This is a genomic window from Amycolatopsis sp. (genome assembly GCF_036008905.1).
Lineage (GTDB): Bacteria > Actinomycetota > Actinomycetes > Mycobacteriales > Pseudonocardiaceae > Amycolatopsis.
The window spans coordinates 1-17,525 of the sequence record NZ_DASYMU010000156.1 but is presented as its reverse complement, the minus strand read 5'-3'; the positions used below and the strand labels follow the sequence as shown (position 1 = coordinate 17,525).

Annotated in this window: 15 protein-coding genes; 9 read left to right on the top strand and 6 right to left on the bottom strand. The window is 65.7% G+C overall.

All coding sequences use genetic code 11. The annotated features are described in order from the left end of the window. Positions 1-18 precede the first annotated feature (18 nt). Genes VGP60_RS27300 through VGP60_RS27285 form a run of 4 tightly spaced genes read left to right on the top strand, consistent with a single transcriptional unit; the run spans position 19 to position 5,483 of the window. Positions 19-1,563 carry an ABC transporter substrate-binding protein gene (locus tag VGP60_RS27300; RefSeq protein WP_327550975.1) on the top strand — a complete coding sequence of 515 codons (1,545 nt, stop codon included), beginning with the start codon at positions 19-21 and terminating at the stop codon, positions 1,561-1,563. Positions 1,564-1,603: 40 nt separating this feature from the next. Beyond that, positions 1,604-2,554, top strand: a complete 951-nt coding sequence (locus tag VGP60_RS27295) for an ABC transporter permease (protein ID WP_327550974.1) — start codon at positions 1,604-1,606, stop codon at positions 2,552-2,554. Then, complete coding sequence (locus VGP60_RS27290; protein ID WP_327550973.1) at positions 2,551-4,467, top strand: dipeptide/oligopeptide/nickel ABC transporter permease/ATP-binding protein; 1,917 nt, start codon at positions 2,551-2,553, stop codon at positions 4,465-4,467. Before VGP60_RS27295 ends, VGP60_RS27290 begins: the two co-directional genes overlap by 4 nt. Continuing rightward, the gene (locus VGP60_RS27285; protein WP_327550972.1) at positions 4,464-5,483 is read left to right on the top strand and encodes an oligopeptide/dipeptide ABC transporter ATP-binding protein; all 1,020 of its coding nucleotides are present in this window, start codon (positions 4,464-4,466) and stop codon (positions 5,481-5,483) included. The genes VGP60_RS27290 and VGP60_RS27285 overlap by 4 nt, the downstream gene beginning before the upstream one ends. A gap of 86 nt (positions 5,484-5,569) precedes the next feature. Here VGP60_RS27285 and VGP60_RS27280 read toward each other — a convergent pair whose 3' ends face one another. Then, complete coding sequence (locus VGP60_RS27280) at positions 5,570-6,970, bottom strand: aldehyde dehydrogenase family protein (protein ID WP_327550971.1); 1,401 nt, start codon at positions 6,968-6,970, stop codon at positions 5,570-5,572. A 59-nt stretch (positions 6,971-7,029) separates the two neighbouring features. Next, positions 7,030-7,557, bottom strand: coding sequence for a nuclear transport factor 2 family protein (locus tag VGP60_RS27275; protein WP_327550970.1), 528 nt, complete (start codon positions 7,555-7,557; stop codon positions 7,030-7,032). Positions 7,558-7,796: 239 nt separating this feature from the next. Here VGP60_RS27275 and VGP60_RS27270 point away from each other — a divergent pair, with 239 nt between their 5' ends. Then, positions 7,797-8,498 (top strand): TetR/AcrR family transcriptional regulator, encoded by a 702-nt coding sequence (locus tag VGP60_RS27270; protein ID WP_327550969.1) that lies wholly within the window; start codon positions 7,797-7,799, stop codon positions 8,496-8,498. A gap of 682 nt (positions 8,499-9,180) precedes the next feature. On the opposite strand, the gene VGP60_RS27265 is transcribed toward VGP60_RS27270, so the two are convergent. Continuing rightward, entirely contained in the window at positions 9,181-9,816 is a 636-nt protein-coding gene (locus VGP60_RS27265; RefSeq protein ID WP_327550968.1) for an FMN-dependent NADH-azoreductase, read from the bottom strand. A gap of 191 nt (positions 9,817-10,007) precedes the next feature. Further along, entirely contained in the window at positions 10,008-10,628 is a 621-nt protein-coding gene (locus tag VGP60_RS27260) for a TetR/AcrR family transcriptional regulator (protein WP_327550967.1), read from the bottom strand. Between the two features lie 318 nt (positions 10,629-10,946). Here VGP60_RS27260 and VGP60_RS27255 point away from each other — a divergent pair, with 318 nt between their 5' ends. Both VGP60_RS27255 and VGP60_RS27250 read left to right on the top strand, forming a co-directional pair. Continuing rightward, the gene (locus VGP60_RS27255) at positions 10,947-12,503 is read left to right on the top strand and encodes a multicopper oxidase family protein (RefSeq protein WP_327550966.1); all 1,557 of its coding nucleotides are present in this window, start codon (positions 10,947-10,949) and stop codon (positions 12,501-12,503) included. 48 nt (positions 12,504-12,551) lie between these two features. Beyond that, entirely contained in the window at positions 12,552-13,022 is a 471-nt protein-coding gene (locus tag VGP60_RS27250) for a nitroreductase/quinone reductase family protein (protein WP_327550965.1), read from the top strand. A 106-nt stretch (positions 13,023-13,128) separates the two neighbouring features. Here the strand turns inward: VGP60_RS27250 and VGP60_RS27245 are convergent, their stop codons facing one another. Then, positions 13,129-13,470 carry a VOC family protein gene (locus tag VGP60_RS27245; RefSeq protein WP_327550964.1) on the bottom strand — a complete coding sequence of 114 codons (342 nt, stop codon included), beginning with the start codon at positions 13,468-13,470 and terminating at the stop codon, positions 13,129-13,131. Positions 13,471-14,061: 591 nt separating this feature from the next. Between VGP60_RS27245 and frc the strand changes: the two genes are divergently transcribed. Beyond that, on the top strand, positions 14,062-15,276 hold the full coding sequence (frc, locus tag VGP60_RS27240) for a formyl-CoA transferase (protein ID WP_327550963.1): 1,215 nt from the start codon (positions 14,062-14,064) through the stop codon (positions 15,274-15,276). A gap of 161 nt (positions 15,277-15,437) precedes the next feature. Continuing rightward, complete coding sequence (locus tag VGP60_RS27235; RefSeq protein WP_327550962.1) at positions 15,438-16,826, top strand: OFA family MFS transporter; 1,389 nt, start codon at positions 15,438-15,440, stop codon at positions 16,824-16,826. A gap of 186 nt (positions 16,827-17,012) precedes the next feature. Here VGP60_RS27235 and VGP60_RS27230 read toward each other — a convergent pair whose 3' ends face one another. Then, a complete protein-coding gene (locus VGP60_RS27230) occupies positions 17,013-17,453 on the bottom strand; it encodes a hypothetical protein (protein ID WP_327550961.1) in 441 nt (146 codons plus the stop codon). Between the last annotated feature and the right edge of the window lie 72 nt (positions 17,454-17,525).

The window sequence follows — 17,525 nt, the reverse complement described above, 5'->3', positions numbered from 1 at the left end:
CGATCAATGAGACGTTCGATGAGAATGGCACTGGCGGTGGCGGCGGCCTTTGTCGTGCTCAGTGCCTGCGGGGGAACCGCTGTCACCGGTTCCGGAGCCGGTCAGCCGAAACCGAGTGGGAAGATCGGCGAGGTGCTGACCCTTGCCCAGCCGGCCGCGCCGAAGACTCTCGATCCGACGAAAGAGACGACTTCCGATCGTTTTTATGCCGCTCTCGCCTACCAGCCGCTCATCGTTCAGAACTCCGCGGGAGATCTGCAACCGGGTCTGGCCTTGTCATGGCGCTACGTCGGAACCGGGAACACCACATTCGTCCTCGCACTACGTCCCGACGTGAAGTTCTCCGACGGGAGTGCCCTGTCGGCGCAGGGTGTAGTCGATCACTTCAGCTACCTGATGAAAGCCGCGGGGCCGCAGGCGCCCATGTTCACCGGCTACGAGTTCGCCGCTACCGGCCCGCTGGAGGTCACGGTCAGGAGCCCGAAACCCGACCCGGATCTTGCCAAGCACCTCAGCCAAAACTTCGTCGCCGGAGACATTGTCAGCCCCATCGGCCTGAGCGATCCGTCCAAGCTCGGTGGCGCGACTTTCGGAGCCGGGCCCTACCAAATCGATCCGGCGCAAACCGTCGCCGGCAGCCAATACACCTATGTGCCGAACCCGAACTACTACGACAAAGCCGCAGTGCACTGGAAAAAGGTCGTGGTCAAGGTCATGCTCGACCCGCAGTCGACGCTGGCCGCAATGCAGACGGGACAGGTGAACCTCTCACTGGGTGACCAAGGCACTGTCCCCGCGGCGAAACGAGCGGGCCTGACGGTGACGAGCGCACCGCAGTTGGTCGTCGCCGTGACGCTCGCGGACCGCGAGGGAAAGCTGGCCAAACCGCTCGCAGATGTCCGGGTGCGGCAAGCCTTGAACTACGCGACCGACCGAGCGTCGATCGCCAAGGCCCTGTACGCCGACAGTGGCGCCCCGACGGTGCAGGTGAGCGTGCCGGGGGCCACCGGGTATGACGCGGCCCTCGAGCACACTTATCCATACGACGTCGCGAAAGCGAAGGATCTGCTGTCGCAGGCGGGCTATCCCAACGGGTTCACGCTGGACCTGTCCACCACAACCGGAGGCGGGCTGAATCTCGCCACGCAGGCCGTGGCGCAGCAGTGGGAGAAGGCCGGACTGACGGTCAAGGTCAACGAGATCACCAACGCCAGCGCCTACCGGACCACGGTGCTGGGTGAGGCCAAGGCGCCCGCATTCACCGCCAACTTCAGCGTCCCGATCGCGACCGAGGGCAGCTACCTCTATCTCCCGAACGCGCTGTACAACCCGTTCCGCACCGTCGACCCCGCTCTGCAGAGCCTCTACGACCAGAGCGCGGCCGCGTCACCGGAGGCAAAGGCCGGCCTGGACAGGCAGATCATGGCGTACCTGGTCCAGCAGGCCTGGTTCGTTCCGATCGTGAGCCAGAACCTCTATTACTACGCGTCGAAAAACATCACCGGGACGACCACGACACCGACCTCTTACGTCTCGATCTACGAGGTCCAGCCCGCCGTCTGAAGGCCGCATCGACACTGCTCGACGACAAAAGGATGCCGCGATGATCCGTACGACACTCCGATGGCTGGCATCTTCGCTCGTCCTGCTGTTCACGGTGACGGCGTTGACGTTCGTGCTCGCTTCACTGGCACCGGGTGACGCGGTGCAGGCGGTGCTCAGCGACCAGACCAACCCCACACCGATGCAGTACGAACAGGTGCGGCACCAGCTCGGTCTCGACCGGCCTCTTCCGGAACAGTACTGGCACTGGCTGACGAACGTGCTGCACGGTGACCTGGGAACGGACCTGTTCAGCGGGCAGCCCGTCGCCGACACGCTCAACGGCCAGCTCGGGACCAGCCTCTCGATCATCATCGTCACCCTCGTCGTCGCCGCGGTGCTCGGCGTCGGCGCCGGTGTGGTGAGCGCGGTGCGCGGCGGCGTGATCGGCAGGGCACTCGACGCCGCGACCGCAATCGGTTTCGCGGTGCCGAACTTCTGGCTGGCGCTGGTGCTGATCGAGGTCTTCGCCGTCAGGATCCCGCTGTTCCCGGCAACGGGTTATGTGCCTCTCGCCGAAAACCCGGCGGGCTGGGCGCTGAGCATCGCGCTGCCGGTCATCACGCTCGCCGCCGGGTCGACGACCTTCATCGCGAGACAGACCCGCGACTCGATGATGCGTGTGCTGGCGAAGGATTTCATCATCGCGCTGCGCGCGCACGGGCTCCCGATGCGGTCGATCGTGCTCAAACACGCACTACGCAACGCCGCCCTCCCCGTGGTCACAACGCTGGGGCTGATGTTCGTCGGGTTGCTCGGTGGCACGGTGTTCATCGAGAACGTCTTCGCCATCGCCGGCATCGGCCAGCAGGCCGTCAACGCCAGCCTCACCCACAACCTGCCGATGATCGAAGGCGTCGCACTCTATTTCGCGGTAATCGTCGTCGTCGTGAACCTTCTCGTGGACATTTCCTACCGCATCCTCAGCCCGACAGCCGGAGTGAAGTCGTGACGACGATCGCCAACCAGGCCCCTAGCCCGGTCAGTCCGCCGCGGACCCGGTCGCGAGCGCGCTTGTCGGTGTTGCGCAGACCGATCGCGCTGGTGTGCAGCGTCTATCTCCTGCTGCTGGTGATCGCCGTGCTCGCGGCCCCCATCCTGGCCCCTGGCGACCCGAACCTGCAGGACCTCTCCAGTGTCCTCGCGGGTCCTGGTGGCGTGCATTGGCTCGGGACGGACCAGCTCGGCAGGGACGTGTTCAGCCGCCTGCTCCACGGTGGCGGTGTCGCGCTGTTCGACGTTGCGACGGCGGTTCTCACGTCGCTGGTCGTCGGCGTGCCACTGGGGATCGCCGCGGGCTATCTGGGCGGGTGGACCGAAAGGATCATCACTCGCGTAGCCGATCTGGTGTTCGCGGTGCCGGGAATCGTCGTGCTGCTCATGGTCGTCGCGATCTTCCCCGGCAACGATCTCGCCGCCATGGTCACTCTCGGACTCCTCCACGCGCCCGGCCTCCTGCGGATCGTCCGCGCGTCGACCCTGGCCTGCCGCCGGGAGCTGTTCGTCACCGCGGCCGGGCTCTCCGGGCTGCGGGCGGTGACGATCATGCGCCGGCACATCGTGCCGAGCCTGGCGGGCCCCATCATCGTGCAGACCTCGTTGTTCTGCGCCAGCGCGCTCGTGATCGAGAGCGGTCTGTCCTTCCTCGGCCTGCTCAGACCGGACTCCAGCGGCCCCAGCTGGGGGAACATGGTCAGCCAGGCCGCCCGCGTCAGCTCCCAGGCTCCGTGGCTGCTGGTCCCGGCGGGCACCGTGATCGCGATCACGGTGCTGGCTTTCAGCCTCCTCGGCGACGCGATCCGCGACGCGACCGTCGGCCGCTCCGTCCCGGTGGTCGCCCTGCGGGCGCCGGCGCCCAGCCACCCCGCCTCCTCCGCCGAACCGGGCAGCGGTCTCCTCCAGGTGCGCGGCCTCGACGTCACGCTCCGCCGAGGTGGTGTCGACGTCCCCGTGCTGAGAGACGTCAACTTCACGATCGAACCGGGGGAGTCGATCGGGATAGTCGGCGAATCGGGCTGTGGCAAGAGCACCACCGCCAAGGCGATCCTCGGCCTGCTTCCGGCCGGTGGACGTGTCACGGCCGGCGCGGTGCACTTCGACGGCAAAGATCTGACACACCTGACGGAGAAGGAGCTGTCGCAGATCCGCGGATCGGGGATCGCGCTCATCTCCCAGGACGCCATCAGCAGTCTCGACCCGGCGTACACCGTGGGCAGCCAGCTGCGCGAGGTCATCATCAGGCACTCCGGCCTCGCCAGGAAACAGGCTGACGAACGGGCGGCGGAGCTGCTGCGCATGGTGCGCTTTCCTGATCCTGCGGTGATCCTGTCGCGCCGCGCACACGAGCTCTCCGGCGGGATGGCACAGCGGATCGGGATCGCCATGGCGATCGCGGCCGAGCCGAAGCTGCTCATCGCCGACGAGCCGACCTCCGCACTGGACGTCACCGTTCAGGCCGAGATCCTCGCGCTGCTCCGTGATCTGCGGCGGCAGCTCGGCATGGCGCTCATCATCGTGACCCACGATTGGGGAGTGCTCGCCGACGTCTGCGACCGGACATTGGTCATGTACGCCGGTGAGATCGTCGAGTCCGCCACCGTCGAGCAGATCTACACCGCCGCCGGCCACCCCTATTCCGCCGCGTTGCTGGCATCGAACCCGCAACTGGTCAAGGCCGGGGAACCGCTGCCCACCATCGCGGGCCGGGTTCCCGAGCCGGGCCGGTGGCCCGGCGGATGCCATTTCGAACCTCGGTGCGCGTTGGCCACGGACGCGTGCGCCAGTGAACCGATCCTCCTCACCCCCCTGCCGGACGACCGCGCGTCGCGTTGCATCCGGACCGAGCAGCTATTGGCGGGCCGATGACCACCCCAGCTACGTCGTTGCTCACGACCCGCGGTCTCACGGTCGGATACTCGCGGGGGAGGGGCAAACCTCCTTTCGTCGCCGTCGAGGGCGTCGACCTCGACATCGCGGCCGGCGAGACGGTCGGAATCGTGGGTGAGAGCGGCTCGGGCAAGTCGACATTCGGGAACGCGATCCTCGGGGTCGTGCGGCCCACCGCCGGTCGCATCGTGTTCGAAGGTGAGGACATCACGCACGCCGGTGCTGCCCGCCGGCGTGCCCTCACCCAGCACATCCAGGTCGTCTTCCAGGATCCGTTCGGTTCGCTCAACCCGATGCGCACCATTGGAAAGACGCTCGAGGAGCCGCTCCTCGCGCATCAGAAGCTCGGCCGGAAAGAGCGTGCGGACAAGGTTGGTGAGGCGCTCGTGCGCGTCGGTCTCACCGCTGCCGATGCCGACCGGTATCCGGGTGGCTTTTCCGGCGGTCAGCGCCAGCGGATCGCGATCGCACGGGCACTTCTGCTGGAGCCGAAGCTGATCATCTGCGACGAGGCGGTCAGCGCGCTCGATCTGTCGGTGCAGGCTCAGATCCTCAATCTGCTGCGATCCCTGCAACAGGAGTTGAACATCGCGCTCCTGTTCATCTCGCACGACATGGCAGTTGTTCGGCACGTCTCTGATCGAGTGGTGGTCCTGTACGCGGGAAAGGTGATGGAAAGCGGCAGTGCCGCCGAGATCTGTGACGATCCGCAGCATCCGTACACGCAGCGTCTGCTGGCGGCAAGGCCGGTCCCTGATCCCGTTGAGCAACGCAATCGGCGTCAGGCCGGCGCCCCGGCCGTGACTGCGCCGGTCCCGACAGCCGGCTGCCCGTTCCGGCCACAGTGCCCACTGGCGACGGACATCTGCGCAGACGACCCGCCCGTTCGCAGGAGAGACAGCCGAACGGTGAGCTGTCACGCGTTCCCGGCATCAGGCGGAGACTCGCCGGCCGGGCGCGATCCGGGTACCACTGTCGCTGCTGACGTCGGCTGACTCCTCGTGTAGGACGCCACCTACGAGACGGTGCTGGTCGCGGCCGCGCTTGTCGATGGCTGCGACCAGCACCGCTGTGCGCTGCTTCAGGTGGCGTAGACGGTGCGGGTTTCGAGGTACGCCTGAAGGCCGTGGAGACCGAACTCACGTCCGATGCCGGACATCTTGAATCCGCCGAAGGGGCTGGTCGGGTCGTCGACCATCTCGTTGATCATCACTCGGCCGGCGAGCAGGCGGTTCGCGACCGTACGGGCGCGCTTCTTGTCCTCGCCGTAGACGTAGGCGTGCAGGCCGTAATCGACGTCGTTGGCGATCGCGACGGCCTCGTCATCGTCGCGGTAGGTGATGACCGACAGGACGGGGCCGAAGATCTCTTCCTGGGCGATCGTCATGTCGTTGGTGACACCGACGAAGACGGTGGGCTTGACGTAGTTGCCCGCCTCGAAGCCCGCCGGCTTGCCCTCGCCGCCGACCAGAAGCTCGGCGCCCTCTTCGATACCCTTGCGGATGTAGCTCTGGACACGTTCGTAGTGCCCGGTGGACACCATGGGCTGGATCGGGTCGCCGATCGTGAGGGCTTCGACGCCGGCCTTGAGCGCTTGCTTTGCTTCGTCGAGTCGGCTCTCGGGAACGAGGATGCGGCTTCCGGCGATGCACGCCTGTCCGGTGTTCATAAAACCGGCGTTCAGGGCGAACTCGACCGCGTTCTTCAGGTCGGCGTCGTCGAGAATGATCGTCGGCGACTTGCCGCCGAGCTCCAGCGTGACCCGCTTCATCGTCTCGGTCGCGTCGCGGCCGATCTGCTTGCCGACCTTGGTCGAACCGGTGAAGGAGAGCTTCTGGACGTCGGGGCTGTGGACGATGGTGTTGCCGACGACCGCGCCCAGGCCGTTGACGACGTTGATCACACCGGCGGGCAGGCCGGCCTTCGCGAAGCATTCCATGACGATCTGTGCCTGGAGCATGCTCAGTTCGCTGGGCTTGATCACCACGGTGCAGCCGGCGGCGAGCGCGGATGCGGCCTTGCCGCAGACGAACCAGGGGTTGCCGTTCCACGGCGTCAGCAGGCCGGCGACACCGACTGGCACCTTGGTGATGGTGGCCGTGTTGTGGGTCTCCTGGAAGTTTTCCGGCGTGAGCAGGTCCTGGGCGAGCAGGAAGAAGTCACGGGCCTGGCCGTCGATGGCACCGGCGAAGAGGGGAGTGGCGCCGTATTCGGTGACGGTCATCGCCGCCAGTTCGTCGATACGCTCGGTGAGCGCGTCGGCGAGGCGCTGGAGGTACTCCCGGCGCTCGTCGAGGGTCGTGACGGACCACGCGGGGAACGCGGCCTTGGCCGCGGCGATGGCCCGCTCGGCGTCCACCTCGTCGCCGTAGGTCGAGCGGCCGATGAGTTCACCGGTCGCGGGGTTGTGGATGTCGACGGTCTCCTGGCCGTGCGAGTCGACGAAACGGCCATTGATGAAGTGTTGATTGACGGTCTTCATACTGATTCCTTGGTGTTTTCCGGGAGTTCGGGGTGGTCCGTGCCTCGGCGCCGGTTCGGCTATCGGTCTGCGGGGTTGCGCTCGACGAGGTCGTGAGGGTTGGCGATGCGCTGGAAGGTGTTGAAGAAGCCGTCCTCCAGACGGCGGTGAACGATCCGCCACCCCTGCGCACGCCTTTCCAGCCGGTCGTGCCACAGGCCGGTGTGAATGACGTTGGCGGTGCCGTCGCGCGTCTCGTGCGTATGGAAGAAGGGCGAGATGGCGGTCGCGGTGTCGCCGTCGACCGTGACCGTCGCATGGCCCTCACGGTGCTGCCACAAGCCGAACAACCTGCCGAGCCCCTGGTCGCGCTTGCGGTCCTTGCCGCGCATGAAGTCGACGAACTCTGCCAGGCCGATTTCGGCGCTCAGCCCTACGTCGGAGGCGTCGATAACGGCGTCTGGGGCGAAGACTTCCGCCCACTGGGCCAGCATGTTTTGGTCCTCGTTGTCGCCCTGATGCAGGTCCTGCCCCAGGCCGTACTTGGCAATCACATCTTGAATCGCGAACCGATCCAGCAGGTAGCGGACATCAGATTCCAACGTCATGGTGGTTTTCTTTTCTCTTGCTTTCGAGGTTTGCGCTTGTCGCGTAGACACCGGCCACCGTTGATACGGCCCAGCCGTTCGGCCTTCTCGGACGCGGGATGCATACATTCCGTACCTGCTCCGGCATGACCGCGGACGTGAAGTTCGTGCTGTCCATCGGCGAACGTCGACACCACCGACACTAACGCAATGCCCGTGCGTTGTCCAACGCAGGGGCATTGCGTTGCTATCATCGATGCATGCCAGATACGAAAACCTTCCAACGGGCCTACTCCCGCCACCACAAAGAACAGCGAGCGGCCGACCTCGTGGCGGCGGCCCGCACCTTGGGCACCAGGGACGGCGTGCGCGCGGTCACCCTGACGGCGATCGCCACCCAGGCCGGCGTGCATGCCTCAGCCGTACGCCGCTACTACGCCTCACGCGAAGAAATCCTGCTCACCCTCACCGAAGAGGGATACCGCGACTGGGCTCACGACATCGCCACGCGACTGGCAGGCCGCCAAGACGTCACCTCGGGCGAACTGGCCCGCATCCTGACGGCCACGCTCGCCGAGCGCCGACTCTTCTGCGACCTGCTGACCCATGTCACACTCAACCTCGAACGCGAGGTCTCCTTCGAGCGTGTGCACGCCTTCAAAAGCGTCACCATCAGCGCTGTAGGAACCCTCGTCGACGCAATTGCCGCAGCCAGCACACTCAACCAAGACCAGGCGAGCGACTTGATCATCGGGGTCATCGCGATGACTGCACCGCTGTGGCAGGCGGGCCACCCCGCCGAAACCCTCACCCGCCTCTACGCCGAAGAACCCGCCATGGCTCACATCGGTATCGACTTCGAACCCACTCTCACCCGCCTGATCGCAGCCCTGATCGACGGCATGTCCCACCACGGACACCTCTCAGCGCAAGGTTCCCCTAAACCGCGGGGCCAAAGTTGAGAAACGCCCTCTGTTTGAGCAGGTCCACGTGTCCGCGTTGGGCGGGCGGCACGGGAGCGGGCTGGGCTCCGTACTGCGGAGCTGCAGCTTTCTGGTGAACGAGATTGCCGCACCTGACAGGTGCGCGCGGGTTCCCCGGGCGCGACGGTCGACGTGCTTCCGCCTTTCGCGGGCGGCTGAGATCGAGTCGCCTTCTTTTCAGCTTAATCCGCCGACGAATCCGACGAGTCCTGGTCGGGCGCTGACGGATTTTCCGCTGGCTGCCGGACCTGACGGAAGTCGCGGTGCCACCGGACCAGGGCCGGCCGATCCGCGTGCAATTGGCGGCGGTTACCGTCGCCGGGTCACGGTTGTGGTGAGCTGACGCACCAATTCCACGCAGTATTCCGGGAGAACGTTCACCACCCTTTCGGCAGCGTCCTGCAATACCGGAAGACTGGGTGAGGGCTTGGCTTTCTGGGCTGTTGTTCGTGTGGATCAAATCGGTGGCTGGTGTGTGCCGCCGTGTCGGCTGGGAGAGGGCCACCATCGGATCTCCGACGACGATGTCGGTACGCAGCTGTCCTGTTGTGTACACCCGATAAAGGGGGCTTCCGCGAGGAGTCCGATCCGGTCACGGTCGGCGAGCAGATCCCGGGTGTGTCTTGTCCGCGGCAGCCCTCTCCGCATTTGATCTGATCAGCTATTTGGCGGCCAGGGTGCGGCCGGTGTGGCGGGCGGCCTCCTGGGCCTCGGTGTGCTGTTGGGCGGCCAGGTCCTTGAGGCCTTCCATGCCAGGGGTGGTGGCGGCGAGGGTGAGTTCCCGTTCGACCACGGTGAGGTCGGCCTGCCAGAAGTCGCCGAGGATGCGCCGGAGGTAGGGGGTGGAGTGATCCCAGCCCTCGCGGGGCGTGCCGGGTCCGTAACCGCCGCCGCGGACGGTGACCAGCGCTGTGGGCTTGTCCTTCAGCAGGCCGGCGGCGGCGGGTCCGGCCGCGGCGCCGACCAGGTCGATCCAGGTCTTGACGTGCTGGGAGACGCCGAAGTTGTAGAGCGGGATCGCCAGCAGGACGGCATCAGCGTCGGTCAGTTCCGCCGTCAGATCGGCGGCCAGCGCCAGGGCGTCGATCTGGGCTGGGGTACGTTCGCCGTCGGGCGTGAAGCCGGCGGTGGTCGCGAGCATCCAGGCGTCGGCCGGCAGTGGATCGATGCCGAGGTGGCGCCGGACGACCGGCTCGCCGGGGTGGGCGGTGGACCATTCAGCTTCCAGCAGGTCGGCCAGCTCGGCGCTGGTCGAGGTGCCGGGCAGGATGCTGGCGTCCAGACGGAACAGGCTCATCAGTTGCTTCTCCAGGTCGGTGCGGGGCTCCCGGGACGGTCCCGGTGGCGTGTCGGCGGTGTCGCCGCACACGAGCATAAACGGACTTTACCCCGCTTATTATTCCGCCCCGGTCGAGTGAGTCCCTGGCCACGGCCCGCGAGATGCTTGCCGAGCAGGACGCCGACAAACTGACCGTCTTCGGCGTAGGCCTAGAGATGCGGGGAGTGATCTCGCACCGGCATCGGCGGCGGTAGCTCAGCCGTCGTTCCTGTTGGAGCGAGTGCGTCCATCACCAGTTCGACGTAACGCCGCCACCCGTCTGATCCCGCCTCGAACGACGGCAGCGTGCCCACGAGCATCAACACGATTCTCGGCACGTCCTGAGCGACCAGATCGTCCCGGAAGACGCCTTGCTCCTGGCCGCGCCGGATCAAGTCGCCCACCGGTTCGAAGAACCGCCACGCCAGGTCCATCGTCATCGCCCCGATGTTGGACGCGGCGGCGATGGTGTGTTGTTCCCGGGACGCGCAGGACACGGCTGCCTCCAGTGCGAGGAGTACCGCCTTTCTTGTGTCGGTCTCCCGTCGTGCACGTTCCAGGGCTGGAACGATCAGATCGGTGAATCGTTGATCGAGGACCGCCTTAACCAGGGATTCCTTGTTCGGGAACCGGCGGTAGAGCGTGGCGATCCCGACCCCGGCTTCGGCGGCGATCTCGTCCATCGGCACGGTGAGGCCACCTCGGCCGAATACGGCATGTGCAGCTTCGACGATGCGCTGGACGTTGCGTGCCGCGTCGGCCCGGAGAGGTAGTCCTGACGTAGGTTCCACTCCGCAACCATATCAAGTGATAGTCGTCTATTAGGTATGCTACCGTCGTAAGTGATAGCACTCGATCACTTATTGAAGAAGGGTGGCCGGCGGCCCCACCGGGCCTGCTGGAATCGAATGGTGATGTCACATGACATGTCACGGCGTCGACTGCTGGCAGTCGGCCTCGGTCTGCTGGTCCTCAACGGAAGCGGCCCCGCGACCGTGGGCCGGGCCAGCACTTCACGGCAGGTTGATCCGCGGACCTTTCCCTCGCCCGACCTCGTCCCTTACCTAGACGAACTTCCGTTGCCACCGACCGTTCGCGGTGACCGAACGATGGCGATAGCCGCCGCAACCCATCGTTTCCATCGCGATCTCGGCACTGCTCCGACGTGGTCGTACGGCGGTGCGGAGTACCTCGGTCCCACGATCGAGGCACAAACCGATGAACCGGTCGAGTTGACCTTCCGTAACAAGCTCGGGAGGCACCTGTTCGCCGCTGACGTGGATCCGAGCCTGGACGGCGCCTCCGAGGAGACCCGCGCCAAGCCGCATGTATCGGTACACCTGCATGGAGCCGTCACCCCGCCCGATATGGACGGACATCCGGAGGACGTCTTCTTGCCCGGTACGTCGAGGACCTACCTGCATCGAAACCGGCAACAGGCGGCCAACCTGTGGTACCACGACCACGGTATGGGGATTACCCGGCTGAACGTCTACGCCGGCCTCGCGGGGATGTACCTGCTGAGAGACGGCTTCGACACCGGTGACTCAGCGAACACCTGGGGCCTGCCCAGTGGCGAGTTCGAGATTCCGCTGATTCTGGCCGACCGCCGGTTCCACGACGACGGATCGCTGAACTACCGCACAGTCGCCCTTGTTCCCCAAGGTCACTGGGATGGCGGCCAGATCGGCGACCGTCTGACAGTCAACGGGAAGGTTTCGCCATATTGCAATGTCGCCAGTGGCCTCTACCGGTTCCGCACTCTCAACGCGTCCAACTTCCGCAGTTACCGGCTGTCCTTCAATAACCGGATGCCGTTCTGGGTCATCGGAAATGACGGTGGCTTACTGGACACTCCAGTGCTCACAACGTCGATAAAGCTCGCCCCCGGTGAGCGAATCGACCTCGTCGTCGACTTCTCCGGTCTGCGCAAGGGCGATCACGTCCAATTGACCAATGATCACGAAGAGGCCGCATTGATCACCCTGGCGACCGGCGCTCAAGTGCTTCACGACGTCGTGCGGTTCGTCGGCACCGGGATGCGCGGCCATACGACCCTGCCGCCGGCACGCCTACGCGGAGGCGCAAGACAACCTGCGGCGCTTCCACGATTGGACGCGCCCAGCCGTACGCGGGTCGTCACGCTCACCCAGGACCTCAAGCTCGACCGATGGCCACCGACAGGCATGTCGCTGAACAACCTGTGCTTCCACGACGAGCCGATCGCGATGCCCAGTCAGGGCACCACGGAGCTATGGGAGATCGTCAACTCGACGATCGAGGACCATCCAGTCCATCTGCATCTGGTCAACTTGCGCCTGCTCAACCGCCAAGCCTTCGACGTGCTCGGCTACTCGCTCGCCAACCCTCGGCCGCCGATGGGCACCACCTGGGCGCCGTCGCCCGAACGATTTCTCCTGGGCCGGCCACAGGCGCCCCAGCCGTGGGAATCGGGTGCGAAGGACACAGTCTCGTGCCCGCCGAACATGGTCACCCGTGTCCTGGTGCGATTTCCGACGGCGGACGAACTCGGGTTCGACCCGGACGCCAAGTTCCGATCATCCGGGCACCACGAGTTACAAGGATATGTATGGCACTGCCACATCCTCGACCACGAGGACGACTGCATGATGGCCCGCTACCGCCTGGTCGCCGCCGGGGGGTGAGGGCGTTATCCCTTTCGCATTGTCCGCGAATGTCAGAAAGGAACGAACATGAACTTCGAAAAGACCGAACCTGGGACACACGGTTCGAAAGCCCGCGCGCTGGCGACGTTGATGCGGCCGTTTCAGCGCACGATGGTCAAGCTGCATCGGCGTACTGGAAACACTTTTCAAGGAATGGACATTCTCTACCTGCAGACGATCGGCGCCAAATCAGGCAAGGAACGGCAGACCCCGCTCGCGTACTTTCCCGGCAACGGGCCTGACGAGGCATGGCTGGTCGTCGCCTCGCTGGGCGGCTCTGCGACCAATCCGGCGTGGTACCACAACCTCGCGGCCCATCCAGACCGGGTCGCTGTCGAAGTCGATGGACGGCGGCACAAGGTAATGGCCGAACAGCTCGACGGTGAACGTCGGGAGCAGGCGTGGCGGCGCATTGTCGCAAGCCAGCGACGATATGCGCAGTACCAGGAAAAGACCGACCGGGTACTCCCCGTGATCCGATTGTCCCGGATCGACTGACTCACCTCCCTGTGTCCGAGGTCGGCGTCGGCGTGCTCGGCGGCCTGGGCAGCACGCACGCCGACCTCACGGCACTGTTGGCTCGCGAATCCTTGGGGGACAACGATTACAAGGGCGCGCCGCCGAACCCGATCTCGTTTCCTTCGGGATCGCGGTAGGTGGCCTTGCGCACGCCGTTGGAGTAGGTCTCCAGCTCCGCGGGTTCGAGTCCCCGCTCGGTGATCTGTGTGACGCGCGTGTCGAAGTCGTCGATGAAAACCGTGAGCATCGCGTGGCCCGCGTGCTCGGGCCGGTGCTCGATGAACACCGACCGATGTTCCGCGAGTTCCCACAGGGCCTCCGTGTCGCTCACCACGTACGTCGGCGGGGAGCCAAGAAGCCGTTCGTACCACTGGAGGGCCGCCGCGTAGTCGGCCACCGGGATTCCCGCGAACAATTCGAGCGCCATGGCGGAATCATAGGGATCAACCCGGCAAAACGCTCGTACCCCCGCGGCAGGGTCGTGAGTGGCTACGGGTGTTAGAACACTCGTAGCCCCTCACGACCCCCACCTGACCAGCAGAAACGTTCCGCAAACCCGATCCCTACGCCACCGGGGAGCAGGGCGTGCTGCCCGGTGGCGTAGCCGTGTTTCCCGTTCCTGTAGCTGTGTTCCCCGCGGATGGGGCCATGTCACTTTATTGGGGTGGGCGGGAGCGCTCTGTCGCCCTGCGTGTTGATCGGGGTCGGACAACGGGTCTGTTTCGCGGCGTCGGTATTCTCTTTCGGACAAAACGTGGCGGGTTTCGTCCGAATTCACTGGTGGACGACTGTTCTGTGACAGGGCGTCCGGGTTTGTTGCGGCGACTTCCTGGATGTCCATTCCGCCCTCGGACAATTCTTCGGCGTGGAATGTCCGGTTGACTGGAATGCCGCGATAAATGTTGTTCGCTGCCTCTGGACATCAGGGGCTAGGAGAGTCACGATGTGTCTACTCCATACGGTATGCAATCTACGATCGTCGGAACCCAACTCTCTTCTGTGTGCAGGAGGACGTTCCATGGAAAAGGCCTTGGCGGGCGTTCGTGTCCTAGACCTGACGCATGTCCAGTCCGGCCCGTCGTCGACGCAGATCCTCGCCTGGCTCGGCGCCGACGTGATCAAGGTGGAGACGCCGGGGCGCGGGGACGTAACCCGCACCCAGCTACGTGATCTGCCCGAGGTGGACAGCCTGTACTTCACGATGCTGAACTCCAACAAGCGCAGCCTCACCCTCGACCTCAAAAGCCCGCAGGGCAAGGAAGTGTTCATCAAACTGGTGGGCAAAGCGGACGTGCTGGTCGAGAACTTCGGCCCCGGCGTGGTCGACCGCCTGGGTTTTCACTGGGAGAAACTGGCGGAACTGAACCCGAAGTTGGTCTACGCCTCGATCAAGGGCTTCGGACCGGGCCGGTACGCGGGCCTCAAGGCGTACGAGGTCATCGCCCAGGCGATGGGCGGCTCGATGAGCACCACGGGTTTCGCGGACGGACCACCCACCGCGACCGGGGCGCAGATCGGCGACTCCGGCACCGGGATCCATCTGGTGGCGGCGATCCTGGCCGCGCTCTACCAGCGCACGGTGACCGGACGGGGCCAGCGCGTCCACGTCACCATGCAGGAGGCGGTGCTCAACCTGTGCCGGGTGAAGCTGCGCGACCAGCAGCGCCTGGCGTACGGCGAGCTGGGGGAGTACCCCAACGATACCTTCGCCGACACCGTTCCCCGCTCCGGCAACGCTTCCGGCGGCGGGCAGCCGGGGTCGGCGGTGCGGTGCTCACCCGGTGGGCCGGACGACTACGTCTACTTGATCCTCCAACCTGTCGGCTGGGCGAAGATCGCGAAACTGATCGGACATCCGGAGCTGGCCGGGGACCCGGAGTGGCGGACGCCCGAGGCGCGACTGTCCAAACTGGACAAGGTGTTCGAGCTGATCGAAGCGTGGACCGAGCGGCGCTCCAAGTGGGAGGCCATGCGGAAGCTCAACGCCGTCAACATCCCCTGCGGTCCGGTCCTGTCCACAAGGGAGCTGATCGAGGACCCGTCGCTGGTCGTCGAAGTCGACCACCCGGAGCGGGGCCGGTTCAAAACCGTGGGCTGCCCGCTGAAACTGTCGGACTCCCCGGTGGACGTCGTGCCCGCGCCGTTGCTGGGTGAACACAGTTCCGAGGTACTGGCGGAGCTCGGCTACAGCGCCCACGACGTCACCGAACTGCGCACCGCGGGCGTGGTCTGACCAATTTCTCGAAGGAGGGCCGAATGTCTTCGTAAACCGAACGGACCGGGGCGAGAACACCGGGGGAAACGGCGTCGAGGTGCGGTTGACCGCGCCGGGCGGAGATCGAACGTGATGGAGGACCCAGCGCAGCACCGTCAACGACGACGAAAGAGTCTCCTATGACCGTGGCATCACCCGCATATCAAGAACTCACTGATCACAACGGCCGCGTCTACCGCGTCGGCGAAACCCCGCATGACCTGATGGGGCGATCCCGGACCTGGATGGTCTGGTTGCCCTGGGCCGCGATGTTCGCGGTCAGCGTCTTCGAATACGGCTGGGGTGCGGTGGTCAGCACCCTCGAGGACAAGAACGGCTGGACCCTCACCGATGCGTTCTGGCTCGCGAGCATCTGGGCGGTGTTCCAGGCGGCGGTTGCCTTCCCCGCCGGCCGGCTGCGGGAGAAGAACATCGTTTCCGCCCGCGCGGCGATGCTCGCCGGCGCCGTCCTGAGTGGAATCGGCTACTTCACCATCGCGACCAGTGGAAACCTGCTCGTGGCGTTCATCGGCTACTCCGTTCTCGGCGGTACTGGGGCCGGGCTCGTCTACGCCACCTGTATCAACATGGTGGGCAAGTGGTTTCCGGAGAAACGCGGCGCCCGCACCGGATTCGTCAACGGCGGGTTCGCCTACGGCGCGGTGCCGTTCATCTACATCTTCTCCTCGCTGCTGCACCCCGGCAACTACACGATGATCCTCGACCTGGTCGGGCTGTACATGCTGGTGGTCGTCGGGATCTGCGGGTTCCTTTTCCGTGACCCGCCCAAGAACTGGTGGCCGAAGGAAGTCGACCCGGTCGACTGGGTCCGCAACACCAAGAAGAACGCCAGTCTCGCCAAGAACCCGCCGGCGGCCAAGCAGCACTCGCCGATGGAGGCGATCCGGACCGGGATGCTTCCGCTGATGTGGGTGTGCCTGGTGATCATCGGCGGGGTGTCGTTGTTCGGGATCAACTTCCAGGTGCCGTTCGCGAAGGCCAGCCACTTCGGGCCGTTCATCGCCGCGTCCTCGGCCGGGGTGCTGTCCATCGTCAACGGGACCGGCCGGGCGGTCGTCGGCTGGGTGTCCGACAGAATCGGCAGGAGGCAGACGCTCACCTGGGTGCTCGTGATCGCCGCGGTCGCGCAGTTCGGCGTGCTCTACTCGGGCAACACGCACAACCAGACACTGTTCCTCATCTTCGCGTTCCTGACCGGGGTCGGCGGCGGCGCGTTCTATCCGCTGTTCGCGTCGCTGGTCCCGGACTACTTCGGGGAGAACCACAACGCGTCGAACTACGGCCTGGTGTACAGCGCCAAACTCGTGGGCGGGGTCGGCGGTGGCGGGCTCGCGGCCGGGATCGTCAGCGCTTGGGGCTATAGCGGTGCGTACATGCTCGCGGGCTGTATCGCCCTGCTGTCCGCTCTGCTGACACTGTTCCTCCGTCAGCCCAAACCCGGTGGCTCACAGGCAACCGAGCCCAGATTCAGCGGCCCGCTGACTTCCACCCCGAGAACCGCCACCTAGATGCTGTGGTGGGTCGACGCCGTCGGCCCACCACAGCATTCGCGGTCAAGTGTCATGCCGAAGTATCGCGCAGCCGAACCGCTCCAGCGTCGTGAACGCGGACGGCGAGAGCCAACAGCAGCTAGCGGTGCGGTGAGATCGATGTGGGCGACAGCTCGACGCGAGTGTGCGCTTGGTGATCCCCGGTCAGCGGCGGCCGGTGGCCAGGGTGACGAGGAACTGGCCGCCGCCCGCCTCGATGTTGGCGGTCACCGGCAGCCCTGGTACCAGTCGGGAGAACCGGTCCACCAGCCAATCCGCCGCCTCTTGGGCGTCCTGCTTGGTCGGACAACGGGCCACCATCTCGCGGCCCCCCTTGCGCTCCAGCCTCCCGGCAACGGTGATCAGCGGCGCGGGTTCAACCACGTACAGGCGGTCCGGCCAGGCGATGACCACCTTGACCGCGCCCTTGCGGGTGTTGCACCCGCGGTGCGCGAGCCGCTCGGCGACCTTGGCCTTCCGGTCGGCGGTCCGGCTGTCGACGCTGGGCCCCCGCGGGTCGTTCACCGACATGTCGGGGTCGACCGGTTCGTCGCACACCCAGCACCGCCAGCCGTCGCGCTCGGCCACATCATCGAGGAGACTCACCCGAGCAAACTAGCCTGCCCGGCCGCCGCCCCGCGCACCGCACCCAGGCGAGCGCCACCAGCCTCCGTGGTC

Bases quoted from the DNA above. Each gene is read 5' to 3' on its own strand.
- VGP60_RS27235 (WP_327550962.1), top strand. From the start codon at position 15,438: ATGACCGTGGCATCACCCGCATATCAAGAACTCACTGATCACAACGGC.
- VGP60_RS27250 (WP_327550965.1), top strand. From the start codon at position 12,552: ATGAACTTCGAAAAGACCGAACCTGGGACACACGGTTCGAAAGCCCGC.
- VGP60_RS27245 (WP_327550964.1), bottom strand. From the start codon at position 13,470: ATGGCGCTCGAATTGTTCGCGGGAATCCCGGTGGCCGACTACGCGGCG.
- VGP60_RS27300 (WP_327550975.1), top strand. From the start codon at position 19: ATGAGAATGGCACTGGCGGTGGCGGCGGCCTTTGTCGTGCTCAGTGCC.
- VGP60_RS27265 (WP_327550968.1), bottom strand. From the start codon at position 9,816: ATGAGCCTGTTCCGTCTGGACGCCAGCATCCTGCCCGGCACCTCGACC.
- VGP60_RS27275 (WP_327550970.1), bottom strand. From the start codon at position 7,557: ATGACGTTGGAATCTGATGTCCGCTACCTGCTGGATCGGTTCGCGATT.
- VGP60_RS27295 (WP_327550974.1), top strand. From the start codon at position 1,604: ATGATCCGTACGACACTCCGATGGCTGGCATCTTCGCTCGTCCTGCTG.
- VGP60_RS27255 (WP_327550966.1), top strand. From the start codon at position 10,947: ATGGCGATAGCCGCCGCAACCCATCGTTTCCATCGCGATCTCGGCACT.
- VGP60_RS27280 (WP_327550971.1), bottom strand. From the start codon at position 6,970: ATGAAGACCGTCAATCAACACTTCATCAATGGCCGTTTCGTCGACTCG.
- VGP60_RS27270 (WP_327550969.1), top strand. From the start codon at position 7,797: ATGCCAGATACGAAAACCTTCCAACGGGCCTACTCCCGCCACCACAAA.
- frc (WP_327550963.1), top strand. From the start codon at position 14,062: ATGGAAAAGGCCTTGGCGGGCGTTCGTGTCCTAGACCTGACGCATGTC.
- VGP60_RS27285 (WP_327550972.1), top strand. From the start codon at position 4,464: ATGACCACCCCAGCTACGTCGTTGCTCACGACCCGCGGTCTCACGGTC.